At 65.7% G+C, this 18,905-nt stretch carries 17 protein-coding genes; 6 read left to right on the forward strand and 11 right to left on the reverse strand.

All coding sequences use genetic code 11. The annotated features are described in order from the left end of the window. Positions 1-33: 33 nt before the first annotated feature. From DL891_RS06570 to DL891_RS06610, 9 genes are all read right to left on the reverse strand, one after another. Positions 34-2,451: a sigma-70 family RNA polymerase sigma factor gene (locus DL891_RS06570; protein WP_111719620.1), complete on the reverse strand. Its 2,418-nt coding sequence runs from the start codon at positions 2,449-2,451 to the stop codon at positions 34-36. Positions 2,452-2,864: 413 nt separating this feature from the next. Beyond that, complete coding sequence (locus DL891_RS06575) at positions 2,865-3,641, reverse strand: enoyl-CoA hydratase (protein ID WP_111719621.1); 777 nt, start codon at positions 3,639-3,641, stop codon at positions 2,865-2,867. A gap of 37 nt (positions 3,642-3,678) precedes the next feature. Further along, positions 3,679-4,578 carry a 3-hydroxyisobutyrate dehydrogenase gene (gene mmsB / locus DL891_RS06580; protein ID WP_232819036.1) on the reverse strand — a complete coding sequence of 300 codons (900 nt, stop codon included), beginning with the start codon at positions 4,576-4,578 and terminating at the stop codon, positions 3,679-3,681. A 13-nt stretch (positions 4,579-4,591) separates the two neighbouring features. Then, on the reverse strand, positions 4,592-5,704 hold the full coding sequence (locus tag DL891_RS06585) for an enoyl-CoA hydratase/isomerase family protein (protein ID WP_111719623.1): 1,113 nt from the start codon (positions 5,702-5,704) through the stop codon (positions 4,592-4,594). Between the two features lie 3 nt (positions 5,705-5,707). After that, the gene (locus tag DL891_RS06590; RefSeq protein WP_111719624.1) at positions 5,708-6,844 is read right to left on the reverse strand and encodes an acyl-CoA dehydrogenase family protein; all 1,137 of its coding nucleotides are present in this window, start codon (positions 6,842-6,844) and stop codon (positions 5,708-5,710) included. Between the two features lie 39 nt (positions 6,845-6,883). Continuing rightward, positions 6,884-7,813 (reverse strand): cytochrome b/b6 domain-containing protein, encoded by a 930-nt coding sequence (locus DL891_RS06595; RefSeq protein WP_111719655.1) that lies wholly within the window; start codon positions 7,811-7,813, stop codon positions 6,884-6,886. Continuing rightward, positions 7,813-8,781 (reverse strand): electron transfer flavoprotein subunit alpha/FixB family protein, encoded by a 969-nt coding sequence (locus tag DL891_RS06600; protein WP_111719625.1) that lies wholly within the window; start codon positions 8,779-8,781, stop codon positions 7,813-7,815. The genes DL891_RS06595 and DL891_RS06600 overlap by 1 nt, the downstream gene beginning before the upstream one ends. Positions 8,782-8,791: 10 nt before the next feature. Continuing rightward, on the reverse strand, positions 8,792-9,571 hold the full coding sequence (locus tag DL891_RS06605; protein WP_111719626.1) for an electron transfer flavoprotein subunit beta/FixA family protein: 780 nt from the start codon (positions 9,569-9,571) through the stop codon (positions 8,792-8,794). A 58-nt stretch (positions 9,572-9,629) separates the two neighbouring features. Beyond that, the gene (locus tag DL891_RS06610) at positions 9,630-11,396 is read right to left on the reverse strand and encodes an acyl-CoA dehydrogenase (RefSeq protein ID WP_111719656.1); all 1,767 of its coding nucleotides are present in this window, start codon (positions 11,394-11,396) and stop codon (positions 9,630-9,632) included. 171 nt (positions 11,397-11,567) lie between these two features. Here DL891_RS06610 and DL891_RS06615 point away from each other — a divergent pair, with 171 nt between their 5' ends. Then, positions 11,568-12,602 (forward strand): LLM class F420-dependent oxidoreductase, encoded by a 1,035-nt coding sequence (locus tag DL891_RS06615; protein ID WP_111719627.1) that lies wholly within the window; start codon positions 11,568-11,570, stop codon positions 12,600-12,602. 2 nt (positions 12,603-12,604) lie between these two features. On the opposite strand, the gene DL891_RS06620 is transcribed toward DL891_RS06615, so the two are convergent. Both DL891_RS06620 and DL891_RS06625 read right to left on the reverse strand, forming a co-directional pair. Further along, positions 12,605-13,159, reverse strand: coding sequence for a cyclodeaminase/cyclohydrolase family protein (locus DL891_RS06620; RefSeq protein ID WP_111719628.1), 555 nt, complete (start codon positions 13,157-13,159; stop codon positions 12,605-12,607). Beyond that, a complete protein-coding gene (locus tag DL891_RS06625; RefSeq protein WP_111719629.1) occupies positions 13,159-14,850 on the reverse strand; it encodes a formate--tetrahydrofolate ligase in 1,692 nt (563 codons plus the stop codon). Before DL891_RS06625 ends, DL891_RS06620 begins: the two co-directional genes overlap by 1 nt. Before the next feature lie 247 nt (positions 14,851-15,097). Here DL891_RS06625 and DL891_RS06630 point away from each other — a divergent pair, with 247 nt between their 5' ends. The 5 genes from DL891_RS06630 to DL891_RS06650 form a co-directional block, all read left to right on the forward strand. After that, positions 15,098-15,976: a neutral zinc metallopeptidase gene (locus DL891_RS06630; protein WP_111719630.1), complete on the forward strand. Its 879-nt coding sequence runs from the start codon at positions 15,098-15,100 to the stop codon at positions 15,974-15,976. A gap of 103 nt (positions 15,977-16,079) precedes the next feature. Then, on the forward strand, positions 16,080-16,667 hold the full coding sequence (locus tag DL891_RS06635; RefSeq protein WP_111719631.1) for a CrcB family protein: 588 nt from the start codon (positions 16,080-16,082) through the stop codon (positions 16,665-16,667). Then, complete coding sequence (locus DL891_RS06640; protein WP_111719632.1) at positions 16,664-17,038, forward strand: CrcB family protein; 375 nt, start codon at positions 16,664-16,666, stop codon at positions 17,036-17,038. The genes DL891_RS06635 and DL891_RS06640 overlap by 4 nt, the downstream gene beginning before the upstream one ends. A gap of 191 nt (positions 17,039-17,229) precedes the next feature. After that, positions 17,230-17,985, forward strand: a complete 756-nt coding sequence (locus DL891_RS06645) for a PIG-L deacetylase family protein (protein WP_111719633.1) — start codon at positions 17,230-17,232, stop codon at positions 17,983-17,985. A gap of 148 nt (positions 17,986-18,133) precedes the next feature. Further along, on the forward strand, positions 18,134-18,905 hold a 772-nt coding region (locus tag DL891_RS06650), incomplete at its 3' end, for a DUF222 domain-containing protein (RefSeq protein WP_157962424.1).

Consider the following 18,905-nt stretch of genomic DNA (forward strand, 5'->3'; position numbering starts at 1 on the left):
CTTCGCATCGTGAGACACCGCCCCGGGTGCCGATCAGAGCCCGAGCAGGTTGTAGGAGATGGTTGTCGCCGGCGAGGTGCGCCCGTTGCCGTCTGCGTAACGCACCGAGATCTCACCCACCGGGCGCAGGCCGAGGTGTCGCACGGTGGCGGTGACCCGCCCGCCCTCGAGCGTCAGCACTTGCGTCGCACCTCCGGTGCGGCTGAACTCGACCGTCGCCCGGTCGACCCCGCCGACGACGATTCGCACGTCGTCCACGAGCCAGTGCATGAGGTGGGGCGGGGCGGAGACGATAGCGGGTGACAGCAGCGTGAACACCGCCGCCGCGCTCGGTTCGGAAGGGCCGGCACCCAGGGTCTGCCGGACGGCCACGGTGTAGTCACCGGCGGTCAGCCTGTCGGCGTCGATTCGCCACTGCCCCCACTCGTCGGCGCGCACCGTCAGCTCGTTGTGTGCACCCATGATCGACTCGATTTTCGCGACAACCGTCGCACCGGGCACCGCGGTTCCACTGAGGATCGGCGTGTACAGTCCGTCGACGGTGTCGACGAGGTCGAGCGTCGGCGCCGGAAGCACAGCGACCGGGTCGGCTGGGTCAGTCGGGGTGGCTGGGTCAGTCGGGTCGGCTGGCTCCGGATCGGCTGGCTCCGGATCGACTGGCTCCGGGTCGGTTGGTGGTTCGCTGGGTTCGCTGGGGCTGGTCGGATTGATCGGCTCGATCTGATCCGCGGGGTCGGCCGGTGATGCAGGGTCGGCCGGTGGTGTGGGGCCCGCGAACGGGGTCGGGTCTGCCTGGTCGGCCGGAGGGGGCGGCCCCGGCGAGTCGACGGAGTCGGTGCTGGCAGCCGGGTCACTGTTGGCAGCGGGGTCTTCGGCACGAGGATCGATGGGGTGCGGATGGGAACTGGGCGGATCGTCCCTGGAGGGTTCAGCACCGTGTGGACCGCGTCGGTCTTCCAGCCGTGGCTCCAGCGTTCGGCCCCGGGTGGGAGACGGGTCTTTGCTCGTCTCGGGTGCCAGGACGGGCAGAACGTCGGCACCCCGGGCTTGCTCGGCAATCACGGTGTACGGTGCGGCAGTGGCCGGAGGAAACACCAGTGGTGCCGCCAGCAGGCCGATGCCGACGGCTGCCGCCAGGGCGAGCATGCCTGCGGCTGAAGTGATGGCGGCCCCGATTGAGGTCGTCGCGGCGGCGCCGGCTCCGACCAATGCCCCGGTGCCCGACGTGGCGCCGGCAGCACCCAGTGCTGATCCGCCCAGTGCTGATCCGCCCAGTGCTGATCCGCCGAGTGCTGATCCGCCCAGTGACGATCCACCCCCGGCCGTCGACGAAGCCGCTGACGAAGCCGCTGACGCCGTTGCGCTTGCACCCCCGAAGGTAGAGGCGCTCCCAGAAGACGAAGCACCCCCGGAGAACGAGGTACCTCCGGCTGAAGACGCACCCCCATCGATTCCAAAAATATTGCCGACACTGGTCGGTGACCCGCCGGCGGTGTGCACAGCCGGCGTCAGCCCACCAATCCACGCCGTGTGGGCCACCGCTCCGCCGAGGCCTGCGACGAGGGGCAGAAGCGCAAAGCCCAATCGCGCACCCAGGTCATTGACCTCGGCCACTGCGACCTGGCACGCGGTGCAACCGGCCAGATGTTCGTTGACACGCTTCCTCTCTCGGCCGCCCAGGCCGCCGCGCGAGAACGCCGCCAGTCGCTCGAAGACCCACACGCATTCCGGCGCGGCGGTGTGCGAATTCAGATGCGCCTGCATCCACTCACGCCGCAGGCCCTCTCTCGCTCGATAACAGAGCGCAGACACCCCGTTGGCGGACAGCCCCAGCAGTGGCGCCATCTGTTTCGGAGACATCTTCTCCACCTCGCTGTACCAGAGTGCCTCCTGCCAACGGTCGGGCAACAACCGGAACGCGACCGCGATCAGGCCCTCGTCGAGGGCGTCCTCGACCGCGTGCTCACCGGTTGCAGGATCCTCCAGCGTTTCGAGCAGATCGATCGGCACCTCGCGTCGTGCTCGACCCCAGGTTGCCGCGGTGTTCCGGATCGTGGTGAACAGATACGATCTGAAGTCGGCAGTGGGCCCCTTCCCCGCAGTCAACGACTGGAAGATACGCGTGAAGGCCTCGGCGACAAGGTCGTCGGGATCGATGCTGGAGGTGAATGAGCGGGCAACCGTTCTGGCTGCCGCGGCATGACGCTCCCAGAGCTCGGCATAGGAGCCCGTGTCGCCGGAGCGCACATCGTCGACCAGTTCGGCATCCGACCGGGAATCAGTATCTGTTCCGGTTTCGGGATTGCCGTTCAGGTTGGCATCGACATCGACTGCCGGGTCGATTGCCGGCCCTGCTGCATGGGACGGCACCGAGAGTAACGGCATTCCGCTCCCGTCTGCGGATCCGGGTTCGTCATCGGGCTGCTCCCAGGGGTCGCGAAACTCAATCATCGCCTCACTCCCCCAAACAGCTGTTCCCCAGAACTGTGGTGAGCGACGGGTACTTTCCGTGACTCCTCACCAGCCAGATCGTGATGCGGGCGGCTGGTTTCTGCTCACACTCGTGCCAGTCTAGAATTTTTTGAGGAATATTCCACTCGATCGCGTCATAAACCGGCGAAAGTGCCCTCTCTTGGGGTAGCGACGGAAGTGCACCGCTGCAGAGCAGCAGGTCGTACCCGTGTCCGTCGTCTCACTGTTGACTGATCTCGACCCGAACGCAGATCAGTGCCCGGTTGTCAGTGCGCGGCCCACGCCGCGGAAGAACTGGGTGGGCGGGGCCGGCACAGATGGATGCCAGCCCCGCCGCTTTTCATCCCCCCGAGCCTTGGAGGCGAGCGACCCGCAGGGCCCGGCTTTCGGACTCAGCGGTGTTCGAAGACAGGCGTACGTTTCTGAACGAACGCCTGCATGCCCTCTTTCTGGTCGTTCAGGGAGAAGCAGGAGAAGATCGATCGGCGCTCCAGGCGCAGACCTTCGGCCAGCGGCAATTCGAACGCCGCATTCACAGCCTCCTTGGCCAGCATCGCCACGGGTTTGGACATGCTCGCAATCTTTGTGGCCGCTGTGATGGCCTCGTCGACCAGATCGGCCGCCGGCACCACCCGTGCCACCAAGCCGATATGCTCGGCCTCCGCGGCATCCAGTGTGCGGCCGGTGAGCACCATCTCCATCGCCTTCGCCTTGCCGATCGCCCGCGCCAACCGCTGGGATCCGCCCATTCCCGGAATGACCCCCAAACTGATCTCCGGTTGGCCGAACCGGGCCGTGTCTGCGGCAATGATGTAGTCGCAGAGCATCGCCAGCTCGCAGCCGCCACCCAACGCATACCCCGCGACCGCGGCGATCATCGGAGTACGCACCCTGGCCAGGTCGTCCCATGCCCCGAAGAAGTTGGCCAGGTACATGTCGGCAAACGACTTGTCCGCCATCTCCTTGATGTCGGCGCCGGCGGCAAATGCCATCTGGGAGCCGGTGATGACGATGGCCCCGATATTCGGGCTGACATCGAATTTCTGTGCAGCCGCCAATACTTCGCGTCCGAGCTGGTCGTTCAAGGCGTTCAGCGCCTCGGGACGGTTGAGGGTGATCACGCCCACCCGGCCGTGGGTAGCCACGAGGATGGTCTGGTAGTCGGTCATGCCTTCTCCTTGGGTTGATGGGTCGGTTGCGATCGGTTCAGCGCCGGCTGTTCTCCCGAATGACGTTGATGATCGCCGAGAAGTCCTCATCCGCGCCGGGTCCGGATGCGAACCGTCGGTAGAGCTCTTCGGCCCGAGAACCGAGATCTGCCGCGACACCGGTCTGCTCCAGTGCCCGCGCGGCGAGCCCCAGATCTTTGGCCATCAGCGCTCCCGCGAATCCTGGGCGGTAGTCGTTGTTGGCGGGGCTGGTCGGCACAGGACCGGGCACCGGGCAGTTCGTGGTGAGCGCCCAACACTGGCCGGACGCGTTGGCGGCCACGTCGAACAATGCCTGGTTCGTCAGCCCCAATGCTTCACCGAGCACAAACGCCTCACTCACCGCAATCATCGACACCCCGAGGATCATGTTGTTACACACCTTCGCCGCCTGCCCCGCACCGGGGCCGCCGCAGTGCACGACTCGCTTGCCCACGGCCTGCAGGATCTTTGATGCCTCGGTGAAGTCGGCCTCCTCGCCGCCGACCATGATCGTCAACGAGGCCGCCTCGGCCCCCACCACCCCGCCGGAGACGGGAGCGTCAATCCCGCGATGCCCGGCAGCCAGCAGCAGGGCGTGTGCTGCGTGCGCGTCATCCACCGCGATCGTCGACGACTCGATGAAGAGCGTGCCCGGTTTCGCAGCCGCGATCAGGCCATCAGCCCCCTGGTAGGCGGCCAGCACGTGCTCACCGGCGGGCAGCATGGTGAGCACCACGTCGGCCGCAGCCGCAGCCTCGGCCCCGGTGGCCACCACGGTCACACCGTCAGCACGTGCCTGGTCAAGCGCGGCCGGAACCAGGTCGAACCCGAGCACCGTGTACCCTGCCGCGACCAGGTTGCGCGCCATGGGAGAGCCCATGTGCCCGAGCCCGATGAAGGCGATTGTCTTAGCCATGATTCGCTCCTCTTCAGTGTGCGCCGGTGCCGGATGCCCCCGCGAATGATGTTCGACCGGCCTGGCCACCCAGGCCCAGTTCCAGGTCGCCGAGCTGAGCAAAACTGCGCTCCACATCAGACCGGTCGACGTCGACCAGGGTCGCCGGATCCCAGACCGGGTTGCGATCCTTGTCGATCAACTGGGCGCGGATGCCCTCGGCCAGGTCGGGCCAGCCGAGCGCGGCCAGGGACACCCGGTACTCCTGGTCGAGCACTTCTTCCAGAGTGCCGAGTGTGGCCGCTCGCCGAAGGGCGGCGAGGGTGGTCGTGATCGCCGTGGGTGACTTCGCCCGCAGGAGTTCGGCCGCCCGCCGGGCAGGCTCCTGCTCGGATGCTTCCAGCCGGTCCAGTATGGCCAGAACGTCTCCCCCCCGGTAGGCGGCGTCGATCCAGTCACGCTGGGCCGCCAGGCGGGACTCGGGCGCCGGAGCCGCGAACCGCCGCACCAGGGCGTCGGCATCGGGCGCCGGAGCCGCGGTGAGTACATCGATGAGTGCGGGCAGGTCAGCGCTCGGTACGAAGTGGTCGGCGAAACCGGCCCAGATCGCGTCGGCGGCCCCCATGTGCGCACCGGTCAGCCCCAGGTGGGTGCCCACTTCGCCGGGTGCCCGCGAAAGCAAGTATGTGCCGCCCACGTCAGGAACGAATCCGATCCCCGTCTCAGGCATGCCGATACGGCTGCGCTCGGTGACGACACGAATCTCGGCGTGAGCCGAGATGCCCACTCCTCCGCCCAGCACCACACCGTCCATGATCGCAATGTAGGGCTTCGGGTATTTGTTGATGCGGGCGTTCAGGAGATATTCGTCGCGCCAGAACGTGGCGCTGGCGTGGCCACCGGATTGGGCATCCCGGTAGATGTCCACAATGTCGCCGCCAGCACACAGGCCCCGCTCCCCGGCTCCGGTCAGCAGTACGCAGGCGATGGCGTCGTCGTGCTCCCACGTCTCCAGCGCCTCGGCGAGCGCCAGGATCATACCGTGGGTGAGGGCATTCAGCACTGCAGGGCGATTCAGGATGACCCGCCCCACTCGCCCGGAACGTTGGAGAATGATCTCGGGTTCATCGGTGAACGCTGTCGACACGGTCTACTCCTCTGCCACGATTCGTCCGACGATCAGCCGCATGATCTCGTTGCTGCCTTCGAGGATCTGGTGCACGCGCAGGTCACGGGCAATCTTCTCCAGGCCGTATTCGGTCAGGTATCCGTACCCACCATGCAGTTGGATGGCGGCGTTGGCAACCGTGAACCCGGCGTCGGTGGCCACCTTCTTGGCGATCGCGCACAATTTCACCGCATCGTCGGCGCCCCGGTCGAGGGCATCGGCCGCCCGCCACAGCAGGGTGCGGGCGGTGACCAGTTCGATCTCCATGTCGGCGAGTTGGAACAGAATACTCTGTTGGTTGATCAGCGGGCCGCCGAAGGCGGTGCGCTCCTTCAGGTAGTCGACGGATTTGTCGAGTGCCGCCTGTCCGCCGCCGATCGAGCAGGCGCCGATGTTGAGTCGTCCACCGTTCAACCCGCTCATTGCGATGCCGAAGCCGGCGCCCTCCGCACCCAGGCGGTTGGCCACTGGAACGCGCACGTTCTCAAACACCACCTGCCGGGTGGGCTGCGCGTGCCAGCCCATCTTCTTCTCCTCCGGGCCGAACGATAGGCCCGGGGTGCCCTCCTCTACCACGATGGTGCTGATTCCGGCGTGACCGGTGTCCTGGGTTCGCACCATCACCAGGTAGATCCCTGAAACGCCGGCGCCGGAGATGAACTGTTTGGTGCCATTGATCACGTAGTGGTCGCCGTCGCGCACGGCGCGGGTGGTGAGAGCCGCCGCATCAGACCCGACGCCCGGCTCGGTCAGGCAGTAGCTGCTCAATACGCCCATGTCGGCCAGCACCGGAACCCAGCGGGCGCGCTGCTGACGGTCACCATAGGTGTCGATCATCCAGGTGACCATGTTGTGGATCGAGATGTACGCCGAGATGGTCGGATCGGCGTGGGCCAACTCCTCGAAGATCATGGCGGCGTCGCACCGTGTCAGCCCTGAGCCGCCGAACTCTTCGTCGACATAGATGGCCCCCATGCCCAGTTCTCCGGCCCGGTGCAGTACGTCGACCGGAAAGTGCTTGCGCTCATCCCAGTCGAGGGCGTTGGGCGCGAGTTCTTCCTGGGCGAATTGTCGCACCATCGCCTGCAGGGCCAGCTGATCGTCAGTGAATTCGAACATGACGGGCCCTCTCGGTTGCGGCTCGGGTTCAGCTCTGCCTCAGCGACCCACTTTACCGGTGAGGGAGGCGATCGGCCGGAGGAAAAGGGGCCGGGCAAGTATCCAGGCCGCCGCCAGCACCACCAACGAGGCGGCGAAGATCCAGAAGCCGACCCAGTTCACCTCGTCGTTGGCCGCATACATGTGGTTGAGGTTGTTGAGCGCCCCGGTGGCGAGCACCAAGGTGACGTGCACGATGGTGAACGCGACGAAGTAGAGCATGACGGGGTAGTGCACCGCCCGTGCCCACTCGATCGGGTAGGCCTTGTTCAGCCGGGTTGCGTTCTGGGGCCAGGCGCCGCTCATGCGCAGGCCGGTGATGATCGCCAACGGGGCCGCGATGAACACGGTCGCGAAGTAGGCCAGCAGCTGCAGCGCGTTATAGTTCACCCAGCCGGTCTCGAGCGGCCAGTCGAGCGAGACATAGTGCAGGGTTGCCGTCAGGGCGTTCGGGATCACATCCCAACTGGTGGGAACGATTCGCATCCATTGCCCGGTCACAAACAGGAGCACGTAGAAGATGATGCCGTTGAGAACCCAGAGGGCGTCAACGCTCAAGTGCAGCCACAGGTCGAGGCTGATCTTCTTCGGGCTGCCCTTGGTGCGGATCAGTCCCTTGTTGTTTCTGGTCCAGAACACCTTGGGCCGGGTGTTGGTGCGCACCTGCCAGCCGCTCTTCACGATCAACACAAGGAAGAAGATGTTCAGGAAGTGTTGCCACCCGAGCCACGCCGGGAAACCGACCGGTGCCGATTCCGGCAGGGGCTGCTTGCCCGGATAGTCGGTCATGAACTGCTCGACACTCGCGAGCCCGGTCATCCACCGGGCCAGCAGCACCACAGCCAACAGCACCACGATGATCAGCGGCACGATCCAGACCAGCTTGAACCACGGGCTGCGCGCCGCCTTTGTTCGGGGTGCTGCCGCCATCATGCCGAGCGCGCCTTGATCGCCTCGACCAGCTGCGGCACGATCGTGAACACGTCACCGACGATGCCGAAGTCGGCCACCTCGAAGATCGGCGCGTCGGCATCCTTGTTGATGGCCACAATGGTCTTAGCGGTCTGCATCCCTGCCCGGTGCTGAATGGCGCCAGAGATTCCGAGCGCCACATACAGGTCGGGAGACACACTGACACCGGTCTGGCCGACCTGGGTGGTCTGGGGAGAATAGCCGGCGTCCACTGCGGCCCTGGACGCTCCAACGGCCGCTCCGAGGGCATCCGCCAACTGCTCCACCAGGGCGAAGTTCTCTTTCGACCCGAACCCGCGGCCGCCCGAGACGACCTTCTTGGCGCCCAGCAGACTCGGCCGCTCCGAGACCTCGGGCGCATCGTTGTAGGAGTCGATCACGCCGGCTGTCGCGGCGTCGACGGTGACCGATTCGGCGGTGACCTGGGCGGATGCCTGGGGTGCGCTCTCATCGACGGCACCCGGGCGCACAGTGATCACCGGCATCCCTGTGGTGGCAGAATCGACCAGATAGTTGCCACCCCAGATAGAACCGTTGGCGATGATCCGGCCGTCCTCTGCCCGAACGTTCACGGCATCGACAAGTACCCCGCTTCCGGTGCGGACGGCCAACCGGGCGGCGGCCTCCCGCCCGTCGTACGAGTGCGAAACGAGCACCGCGGCGGGGCTCAGCGCGGCGACCGCGGCAGCGAGTGCCTCGACCTGCGGGGCGACCAGCGCGGTGCCGGCCGCATCGGAGCGCCCCTGGTAGACCTGGGCGGCGCCAAGGGAACCCAGCTTGGCGACCACATCATCGGCCAGCGGCTCCCGCGTCGCAACGACCGCGACAGGGTCTCCGAGCCGGGCCGCCAGTGCGAGCAGTCCGCGGGCCGAGTCGGCAATGTGTCCGCGGTGGGAGATTTCAACGAGTACCAGTACGTGAGACACGGATGCCCTCCTAGACCAATCTGTTGGTGGCCAGATATTCGACCAGGGTTGCGGCGGCGGTGCCGTCGTCGTCGATCTTGGTGCCGGCCGTGCGTGCCGGACGCTCGACGGCCGAGATGACCTCGGTGCGGTCGAGGCTGGAGACCTCGGCGGCGTCTACCCCCAGTTCGGCGAGGGTGACCGTGTCGACCGGCTTGCGCTTCGCGGTCATGATTCCCTTGAAGTTGGGGAACCGGGCGTAGTCGAACCGTTCGGTCACGGTCACGATCGCCGGCAGCCCGGCATGCACGTTCGCCGTGCCGTCGTCGCCCTGGCGTTCACCCGAGACCTGGGCCTCGGTGATCTCCATGTTGACGAGGAACCCGAGCAGCGGAATACCCAGCCGTTCGGAGATCATTGCCGGGACGATCCCGCCGTTGCCGTCGGTGGACTCGTTTCCGGCGACGACCAGGTCGTACCCGGTGCGCTCGAGTGCCTTGGAGATCGCGAGGGAGGTGACGAGGGCATCGGCGCCCGCCAACGAGTCATCAACGATGTGCACACCGGAGTCTGCGCCCATGGACAGAGCCTTGCGGATCGACTTGATCGCGTTCTCTGGGCCCATGCTGAGCACGACGACTTCGGTGCCCTTGTTGTCATCCTTGTATCGCAGTGCGGCTTCGAGGCCACGCTCGTTGATCTCGTCAACGATCGGCTCGCCGGCATCGCGGTCGAGTAGACCGGTGTTCAGGTCAAGCTTTCGCACATCAGAGGTGTCGGGCACTTGTTTCACCAGCACGACGATTCTCATGAAACCACTCCTTCGGGCACGCGTAGGCTCCCAATATTACTGGTAAGACTTCAGTGGGTCAGAGTTGGCTCGCGTCCAGCGCGAACAGGTCGCGGGCGCCGGCAGTGACTGCGGGAAGCAGGCCGGAGCACTGCGGCAGGATCTGTTCGGCGAAGAACCGGGCAAGCACGAGTTGGGTCTCGGCCACCTCTGGGTCTCCGGTCGCCTGCCCGGCGAGCGCCGCACGGGCAAGAAGCCAGGCCCCCGTGCACAGGCCCCACATGCGCAGGTAGGGGCTCGATCCGGCCAACGCCGCGTTCGGGTCGGACATGCCGTTCTGGAAGATCCACATCGTGGCCTGCTCCAGCGCGTCGAGCTGCGTTTTGAGCTCTGCCCGCATGGACGCGAACTGTTCTCCGGCGTCGGCCAGTTGGCCATCGACTTCGCGCATGGTGGCGAGGAACTCCCTCACCGATGCGCCGCCTCGCACGCCCAGTTTCCTGCCGACGAGGTCGGCGGCCTGGATGCCGTTCGTGCCCTCGTAGATCGCCGCGATCCGCACGTCGCGAACATGCTGGGCCACGCCGGTCTCCTCGATGTAGCCCATGCCACCGTGGATCTGAAGCGCGAGGGAGGTGAGCTCATTGCCGAGGTCGGTGCCGAATGACTTGCAGATCGGGGTGAGCAACCCGACGATCTCGTCCGCCCGCTTGCGGGCGTCTTCATCCGGCTCGTGCAGACTGTGGTCGACGTAGCTCGCGTTCAGAAGCATCAGGGCGCGCAGGGCGGCAATGGATGCCTTTTGTGTCATCAGCATGCGACGCACGTCGGGAAAATCGATGATCGGCGAGTCTTCGGTGGCGCCGATCGCCCGCCCCTGACGGCGTTCCTTGGCGTACTCGAGCGACTGCTGGTAGGCGAGTTCTGCAACAGCCAGACCTTGGGTTCCGACCGAAAGCCGGGCGCTGTTCATCATGACGAACATGATGCGCATGCCCTTGTTCTCTTCACCGATCAGGTAACCGGTTGCCTCCTCATAGGAGAGCACGCAGGTGGGTGAGCCGTGGATGCCCATCTTGTGCTCAATCGACACCGTGTGTACCGGGTTGCGATCACCCAGCGAGCCGTCTTGGTTCACCAGGAATTTCGGCACGATGAAGCACGAGATACCCCGAGTTCCCTCGGGAGCACCTGGGGTGCGTGCGAGTACCAGATGCACGATCTGCTCGGACAGGTCGTGGTCACCAAACGTGATGTAGATCTTCTGACCGCTGATGGCGTATGTGCCGTCCCCCCGAGGCACGGCCTTAGTGGTCAGAGCGCCGACGTCCGAACCGGCCTGCGGCTCGGTCAGGTTCATGGTGCCGGCCCACTCGCCGGTCACCATCTTCGGCAGGTAGCGCTGCTTGAGCTCGTCGTTGCCGTAGTGCAACAGTGCCTCGATCGCGCCCTGCGTGAGCAGCGGGCACAGCGAGAAGGCCATGTTCGCCGACATCATCATCTCCTGGATGATCAGGCCGATGGTGCGCGGGAACCCGCCGCCGCCGAACTCCTCCGGCAACGGTACCGAGCCCCAGCCGGCATCGACATACTGCTGGTACGCCTCCTTGAAGCCGGTCGGGGTGACGACGGAACCATCCGGCTGCCAGCGTGCGCCCTCTTCGTCGCCGGCGCGGTTGGTTGGGGCAACGACCTTCGCCATGAAATCGCCGCACTCCTCCAGAATTCCGACGACCGTGTCGAGATCGGCGTGCTCGAATCCGGGCAGCGCGGCGATGTCTGGGTACCCCACGACGTGCTCGAGCAGGAAGGCGATGTCTTTGACGGGAGGCTGATATTGGCTCATGACCGCCATGGTATCGCGGGATCAGACCTAGTGGAAAGTCCAACGCTCGTGGCGGAATCTTCTGTAGATTCCCCACCAGGCTTGAGCCACTGCGCCCGAAACGAGCGGATGTTTTCTCAACGTGGGGAGGCGACTGGGAAACACCGCTCACCTGCCGGTTAGGCTGTCGCCATGCGCTTTGGATTGAACCTCGGATACTGGCGGCAGGGCCCACCACAAGGTGCCCTTGAGGCTGTTCAGGAGGCGGAGCGCCTCGGCTTCGACTCTGTTTGGACCAGCGAGGCGTACGGCTCTGACGCTCTGACGCCTCTGGCCTGGTGGGGTGCGCAGACGACCTCGTTGAAACTCGGCACCGCGATCATGCAGATGTCTGCCAGGGAACCCGCCGCCACCGCGATGGCGGCGATCACGCTGGATCATCTGAGCGGCGGCCGCTTCATCCTTGGCCTCGGAGCATCCGGCCCACAGGTGGTCGAGGGCTGGTACGGTCGCCCCTACCCGAAGCCGCTGGCACGCACCCGCGAGTACTTCGGCATTGTGCGGCAAATTCTCGCCCGCGAGGCGCCAGTGACCAGTGAGGGTCCGTTCTACTCGTTGCCCTACCGGGGTTCCGACGGCACGGGTCTCGGCAAGCCGCTGGTGTCAACCGTGCACCCGCTGCGGGCAGAACTGCCGATCTATCTTGCCGCGGAGGGGCCCAAGAATGTGACTCTCGCCGCCGAGATTGCAGACGGCTGGCTGCCGTTCCTGTTCTCGCCCAGGGCGAACGCAGAATTTGCGGCGCAACTCGCCGACGGTTTCGCCAAGCGCTCGACCGACCGGTTGCCGGAATCCGATTTCGATGTAGCCGTGACTGTTCCGGTGGTCGTACACGACGACGTGGAGAAGGCGGCTGACGCCATCCGACCGATGATCGCCCTTTACGTGGGCGGCATGGGTGCGAAGGAGGTCAACTTTCACCGCAACGTGGTGGATCGTCTGGGCTACGAGGCCGAGTGCGATGTGATCCAGGATCACTACCTCGCCGGGCGCAAGGCGGAGGCGATCGCCGCCGTTCCCACCCGGTTGGTGGAGGAGATCGCGCTGATCGGCCCGGCCGCGAAGATTCGTGACGACCTGGCCCGCTGGGAGGAGTCCATCGTCACGACGATCCTGGTTCAGGGTGATGTGCGCACGGTTCGGGCGATGGCCGACCTGCTCGGTTGAGCTCAGGCTCTGGTGCGGTCGGCGGCGACTCGGGCCTTCTGGGCGGCAGCCTGTGCGCGTGGGAACGGCTCGGCTTCGCCCACGTTCGCCTCGGTCAGTTGCGCACCCACCTCGGCGGCGGCGGCCGCGATTTGGGCGGCGGCGGCCGCATCGTAACGAAGGTTCGGGTTGCCCTCAACTGCGAGCGCGGCTGCGATCTCTGCAACCTCTGCGACCGCCTCAACCACCACCACAGGTCCTTCCGCTGCTGCCCGGATCGCTGCCGCCCGCTCAGCCCGGTCACTGAACCCCAGAGCCTCGGCGTAGTCGGCGGCATCCGCGGTGATCAGCGGCTCAATCAGCGCGCGCAACCGGTCAAGTCGCTCGGCGATCTCGTGTGCATCAGGGAGCCGAGCTGTCGAACGCAGTGCGACCGTCGCTGCGAGACCCGCAGCGAGCGCCCCCACCACGGCGATCAGCGAACCCGCTGCCGGCACCGGGTCGCCACTGGCCACGTCGTCGAGCAGGTCGCGCAGGGGTCGGCCCAGGTAGTCGCCAGCGCTCCAGCCGCCGGCCATCAGGAGAGTCCGACGATCTCGCCGTCATCATCGATGTCGATGCGGCCCGCCGCCGGCGCTGAGGACAGGCCTGGCATGGTGCTCATGTTGCCGCAGATCGGATAGATGAATCCGGCACCGATCGAAGCCCGCACTTCGCGCACAGGCAGACGCCAGCCGGTGGGCGCCCCCTTGAGGCTGGGGGTCGCCGACAGGGACAGGTGCGTCTTGGCGATGCAGACCGGTAGGTGGCCGAAACCGCCCCGCTCGAACTCCTCGAGTTGGCGCGCGGCCAGCGGGGAGACATCCAGCCCGTCGGCGCCGTACATCTCGCGGGCGATGGTGTCGATCTTGTCGACCAGCGAAAGTTCGTCTGGATACAGCATGTGAAAATCAGATCCGCTGTCGCACGCCTCGATGACCGCCTCGGCCAGCGCGACCGCTCCCTTGCCGCCCTGGGTGAAGTGGTAGCTGACGGCCACCCGCACGCCCTCTTCCGCCGCAACATCCATGATCGCCCGGTGTTCGCTGTCATGGTCGGTGGGAAACGCGTTCACCGCGATGACGGGGGTGACGCCGTGGCGGCGCACGTTTGCGATCTGCTGGCGCAGGTTTACCGCACCGGCGAGCACGTCTTCGGGGCTCTCGGCGAGCATCTCGGCCGGCAGCGGTTTGCCCGCAACCACCTGGTACTTGCCCGAGTGGGTCTTCAGGTCGCGTACGGTGGCGACGATCACGGCGGCATCCGGCGTCAGGCCCGAGGTGCGGCACTTGATGTTGAAGAACTTCTCGGCGCCGATGTCGGCACCGAATCCCGCTTCGGTGATGAGGTAGTCGGAGGCGTGGATGCCGATCAGGTCGGCCACGATCGACGAGTTTCCGGTGGCGATGTTGCCGAACGGACCACTGTGCACCAGCACGGGGGTCTGCTCGACGGTCTGCATCAGGTTCGGCTTGATCGCGTCGAGCAGCATCACCGTCATGGATCCTGCCGCGCCCACCATCTCGGCCGTCACCGGTTCGCCAGACCGGTCGGAGCCGATGACGATCCGCCCCATCCGGGCCCGCAGGTCTTTCAGGGATGTGCAGAGGGCGAGTATCGCCATTACTTCGCTGGCGGCGGTGATATCGAAACCGGCCTGGCGCGGGTTGCCGTCTTGCGGGCCGCCGAGGCCGGTGATGATGTTGCGCAACTCACGGTCGTTGACGTCGAGCACCCGCCGCCAGCTGATCTTCTGCGGGTCGATCTGAAGCTGGTTTCCCTGGTGGATGTGATTGTCGATCATGGCAGCCAACAGGTTGTGGGCCGCGGTGACGGCGTGCATATCGCCGGTGAGGTGCAGGTTCAAGGCCTCCATCGGCGTCACCTGGGCGTAGCCCCCGCCGGCGGCTCCACCCTTGATGCCGAAAGTTGGCCCCATCGAGGGCTGCCTGATGGCGACGAGCCCCACCTTGTCGAGGTGCCCGAACGCCTGGCCGAGTCCCATCGCAGTGGTGGTCTTTCCCGATCCGAGGGGGGTCGGGGTGATGGCGGTGACGACCACGTATTTGGCGCGGGGGCGATCTGCGAGTTCGTCAATGGCGTCGAGGGAAATCTTCACAGCCGCAGTACCGTATGGCTCCAGCAGGTGGGGCCCGATGCCCATATCGGCAGCAATATCCGCCAGTGGGCGACGCACTGCCGCGCGTGAGATCTCGAGATCGGATGGCATGGCTGTGGCGACGGCGTCGGGTGTTGTAAGGATGACGTTCTCCTTGGTGGTGTGCGGTTGGACCGGTGCGCCGCGTCCTCACAATCGGCTCTTGAGGGGCGATGCATCCGGTTCTCCGGCTACCGGTTTTCGAGCAGCTCGGACAGGCGTTTTTGCCCCCTCCAGCGTACCGTCCGGTTCCCCTGGCCGTGGAAGCAAATCGTTCACAGGTGTCCCCGATGACTGTTCATAACGATAGTTTTCTCCTATGACATTCAATGACAAGGCTGACATCTCGCGAGGAAAGGCGTCTAAACGGGGCCGTAACACCGGGCTCGCCGTTGGTGGCGGCGGGCTGGGGCTGGTCGTACTCTTCGTGATATCCCAGTTTCTCGGTGTCGATATCACCGGGCTGGCCGATGGCGGTCAGGCGCCGGCCGGGCCGGAGTCGAGCCTCGACCAATGCCTGACCGGGGCCGATGCGAATGAGAACATTGACTGCCGCATGAAGGGTGCGGCCGCATCCCTCGACGAATACTGGGCTATCGAGTACACCGATCTGGGCGGCGACTACGTCTCTCCCCAGAACCTGCAGTTGTTCAGCGGAGCCACACAAACCTCCTGTGGTTCGGCATCGAGTGCCACAGGGCCGTTCTACTGCCCACCAGACGAGACCATTTACCTTGACACCAGTTTTTACGACGAACTGCGCGGCCGGTACGGGTCCAGCGGTGGCCCGCTCGCCGAGATGTATGTCGTCGCGCACGAGTGGGGGCACCACATCCAGAACATCTCGGGGACTCTCGAAAAGGCGCAGGACGGGAAGACCGGTCCTGACTCCAACGGGGTGCGTGTTGAACTGCAGGCCGACTGCTTTGCCGGATCATGGACCGCCGCGGCCTCCAAAGTCGAAGACACGCACGGGGTCGCCTACCTGCAGCCGGTGACGCAGGCCCAGATCGAGGATGCCCTGAGTGCGGCATCGGCTGTGGGCGACGACCGGATCCAACAGGCCGCAACCGGCCAGGTGAACCCGGAGAGTTGGACCCACGGCTCGAGCGAGCAACGCCAGCGCTGGTTCATGACCGGGTACGACCAGGGTGCGGCATTCTGCGACACGTTCGCTGTGAGCGGCCCCGAGCTCTAGGGCGAGTGAGCCGATCGCCCTGACCGTGCCTGCTCCCGCCATGCCTCGACAAAAGCGGAGCGATTAACATGGAAGGCGCAGCGCACAGACTGGAGAACTCGTGATGCGCGATCCATCCGATGACCGGCAGCTGAACCCAGCTGAGAGCGACCAGCCGCCCTCCCGCCAGCGGTGGTACGGTGCGCGCTGGCGGCGCAGGACCCCTGCCCGGCTGCCGATGAACAGCGACATCGAGGTGGCCCGCAATGTGGTCGGGGTGCCGGTCATCGTGCAGATCCGGCCCCGCTATCTCGCTGTCGCCGCGATCGGCGGCGCCCTGGGTGCCGCAGCACGCTTCGTACTGACGCAGAGCACCCCGATCTGGGAGACGCTGTCGGCCGGAACCGTCGTGGTCAATATCGTCGGGCCCTTCTTCTTGGGGGTGCTTCTGCAAGCACTGGCCGAACGCACGGAGACCAGGCGAACGCGCGCCCTGCGCCTGCTGGTCGGGGTCGGTTTCCTGGGAGCGCTCACGAGTTATGCCCAACTCGCCGTTGATGTGGTCGTCGTTGCCGAGAACACTCATGTGTTGTTGGCTGCCGGTTACGCAGCAGCGACGCTCGTCGCCGGTGCCGGGGCGGTCTGGTTGGGGATCTTCAGCGCGAAGAACTGGCACAGACTGGTACGCCAGCGCGAGCGGGTGGACGAATGATCATCGGCACCTTCTTCGTCGCCGTCGCGGGCGGGATCGGAGCAGCACTCCGACTCGCCGTGAACGGATTCGTCCACCGGCGTGTGCTGACCAATTACCCGGTGGCGATGTTCTTCATCAACGTAAAGGGCTCTTTTCTGCTCGCCCTCTTCACCGGGCTGACCGCAGGACGCATCCTGCCGGAGCAATTGGGCCTATACGCCGGAGTCGGGATGGTCGGCGGGTTCACCGCGTTCAGCACGACCAGTTTTCAGACTCTGCGCCTGTTGCAGGAGCGTCGCACCTGGTTGGCCATCGTGAACTCGTTCGGGATGCTCGCGGTCGCCATCATCGTGGCTGGCTTCGGTCTGTGGCTCGGCCGGGCGCTGTGACCGTTCACGTCGTCTCGCACTGCTGTGTAGAACACGTGCCCCATCACACGTTCCCACCCCCCTGCGCTCGTGACTCGGCGAGCTCAGAGTCGGTTGCGAATCGGACCCCTCCGGCCGCAGCCATCGGCATACGCTGCGCTGACAGCCCACTGCGCTCACCGGGCTCTGGCTCTTTCCGTTAGCTTGTTTGAATGACTCTTCACGAATCCACCGCACCCGGGCAGCCCGCTTCGATCGAGCTCTTTGACGACACAGACATCCGGCGGATTCTCTGTGTGGTGGCTCATCCGGATGACATGGAATATGGCGCCTCAGCGGCAGTCGCGGAATGGACCGCGCGAGGCATCGAAGTTGACTACGTGTTGCTGACCGCAGGTGAAGCCGGCATTCGAGACCAGGACCCCGGCGAGGTGGGACCGCTGCGAGCCGAGGAGCAACGCGCGGCCTGCCACCTCGTGGGAGTGAGTGGGTTGACCATCCTGGACCTGCCCGACGGGCTGCTTGAAGCCGACCTGACCACCCGCGCTGAGATCGCGCGACAGATCCGCAGGGTCAAACCGGATGCGGTTCTCTGCACCACGTGGGAGCTGGAGACGCCCTGGGGACTGAATCACGCCGACCATCGAGCAACCGGCCTGGCCGTGGTGGATGCGATTCGCGATGCCGACAATCCCTGGCTGTTCCGGTCACAACGGGTGGACGAGGGGCTTGACGCGTGGTCGACTCGCTGGTTGCTCGTCACCGGAACCACACCGACCCATGGCGTCGAGCTGAGCGAAAGGTCTGTGGAGTTGGGTATCGCTTCGCTCGAAGCCCATGAGGTGTATCTGGCTGCGTTGCCCGACCACATTCCTCCGCGGGAGCTCATCACCCAAGTGACCCGCGGCGGTGGAGAAGCGGCCGGCGTTGACTTCGCACTGGGAGTGAGAGCCATTCGGATGGGCTGAGGTGTTTCGCCCTGCGACGGGTCTTCTTCGGCCGGAATTAGGGGCTTGTCCTCCACAGCTTGGCTGGGATGTCACTTATCCACAGAAACACGGTCTGAACAGGGGTTCTGGTGGGTTGAATGTCGGTGGCTGGTGCTTGAATGAGAGCATGAACACCCCGACCGGTCAGCTCGAGACGATCCGCGAACAGCTCGCGGCCGTCACCGCTGGCAACTCGATCACCGGTCTGTCCGGTGACGACCTGTTGCGGGTCACCGGGGCCATCGAGCAGGCCGGCCGGCTGGTGGATGCCCTCCGGGTGACCGCGGCCGCCGAGATCAGTCACCGGTCCCGGTACGAACTCGGCTCCGCCGGGCTTTCCGCGCAGAAGGGCTGCCGCAACGCGGGCGACCTCATCGAGCGCGTCACCCGGGTCTCCGGGCGCACCGCCCGAGACCGCATCGTGTTGGGCGAACAACTCCGCCCGCACTCCTCCCTGACCGGGGACGAACTCCCGGCCCGGTTCCCGGCGGTCGCCGCCGCGTTGACCGGCGGGGCACTCGGGGTGGACGCGGCGTCCGCGATCGTGACCACCCTGCTGCCAGCCCTGCCCACGGCCGGTTTTTCGGCGTTGCAGGGCGCCGAGCACCAGTTGGTGGCGGCCGCGACCGGGACCGGCCCCGACACTCCGGTCCCGGCTGGGGCTGATGAGATTCGGCGTCAGGGTCAGGTGTGGCAGAGCGTTCTCGATCAGGACGGCAGCCGGCCGTCCGAGGAACGCGTCCTCGCCAAACGGGGCTTCGGTCGGGGGGGTCGCCCGGGACGGCCTGATGGTCGGCCGGTACGCGCTCGCGCCGGACGTGTATGCGAAACTGCAACGCGTCTTCGACGCCTATATCCTCACCCGTACCGCGCCGAGGTTCTTCACCGACGAAGAACTC

Origin of the sequence: Homoserinimonas sp. OAct 916, assembly GCF_003260275.1 — a bacterium.
Taxonomy (GTDB): domain Bacteria; phylum Actinomycetota; class Actinomycetes; order Actinomycetales; family Microbacteriaceae; genus OACT-916.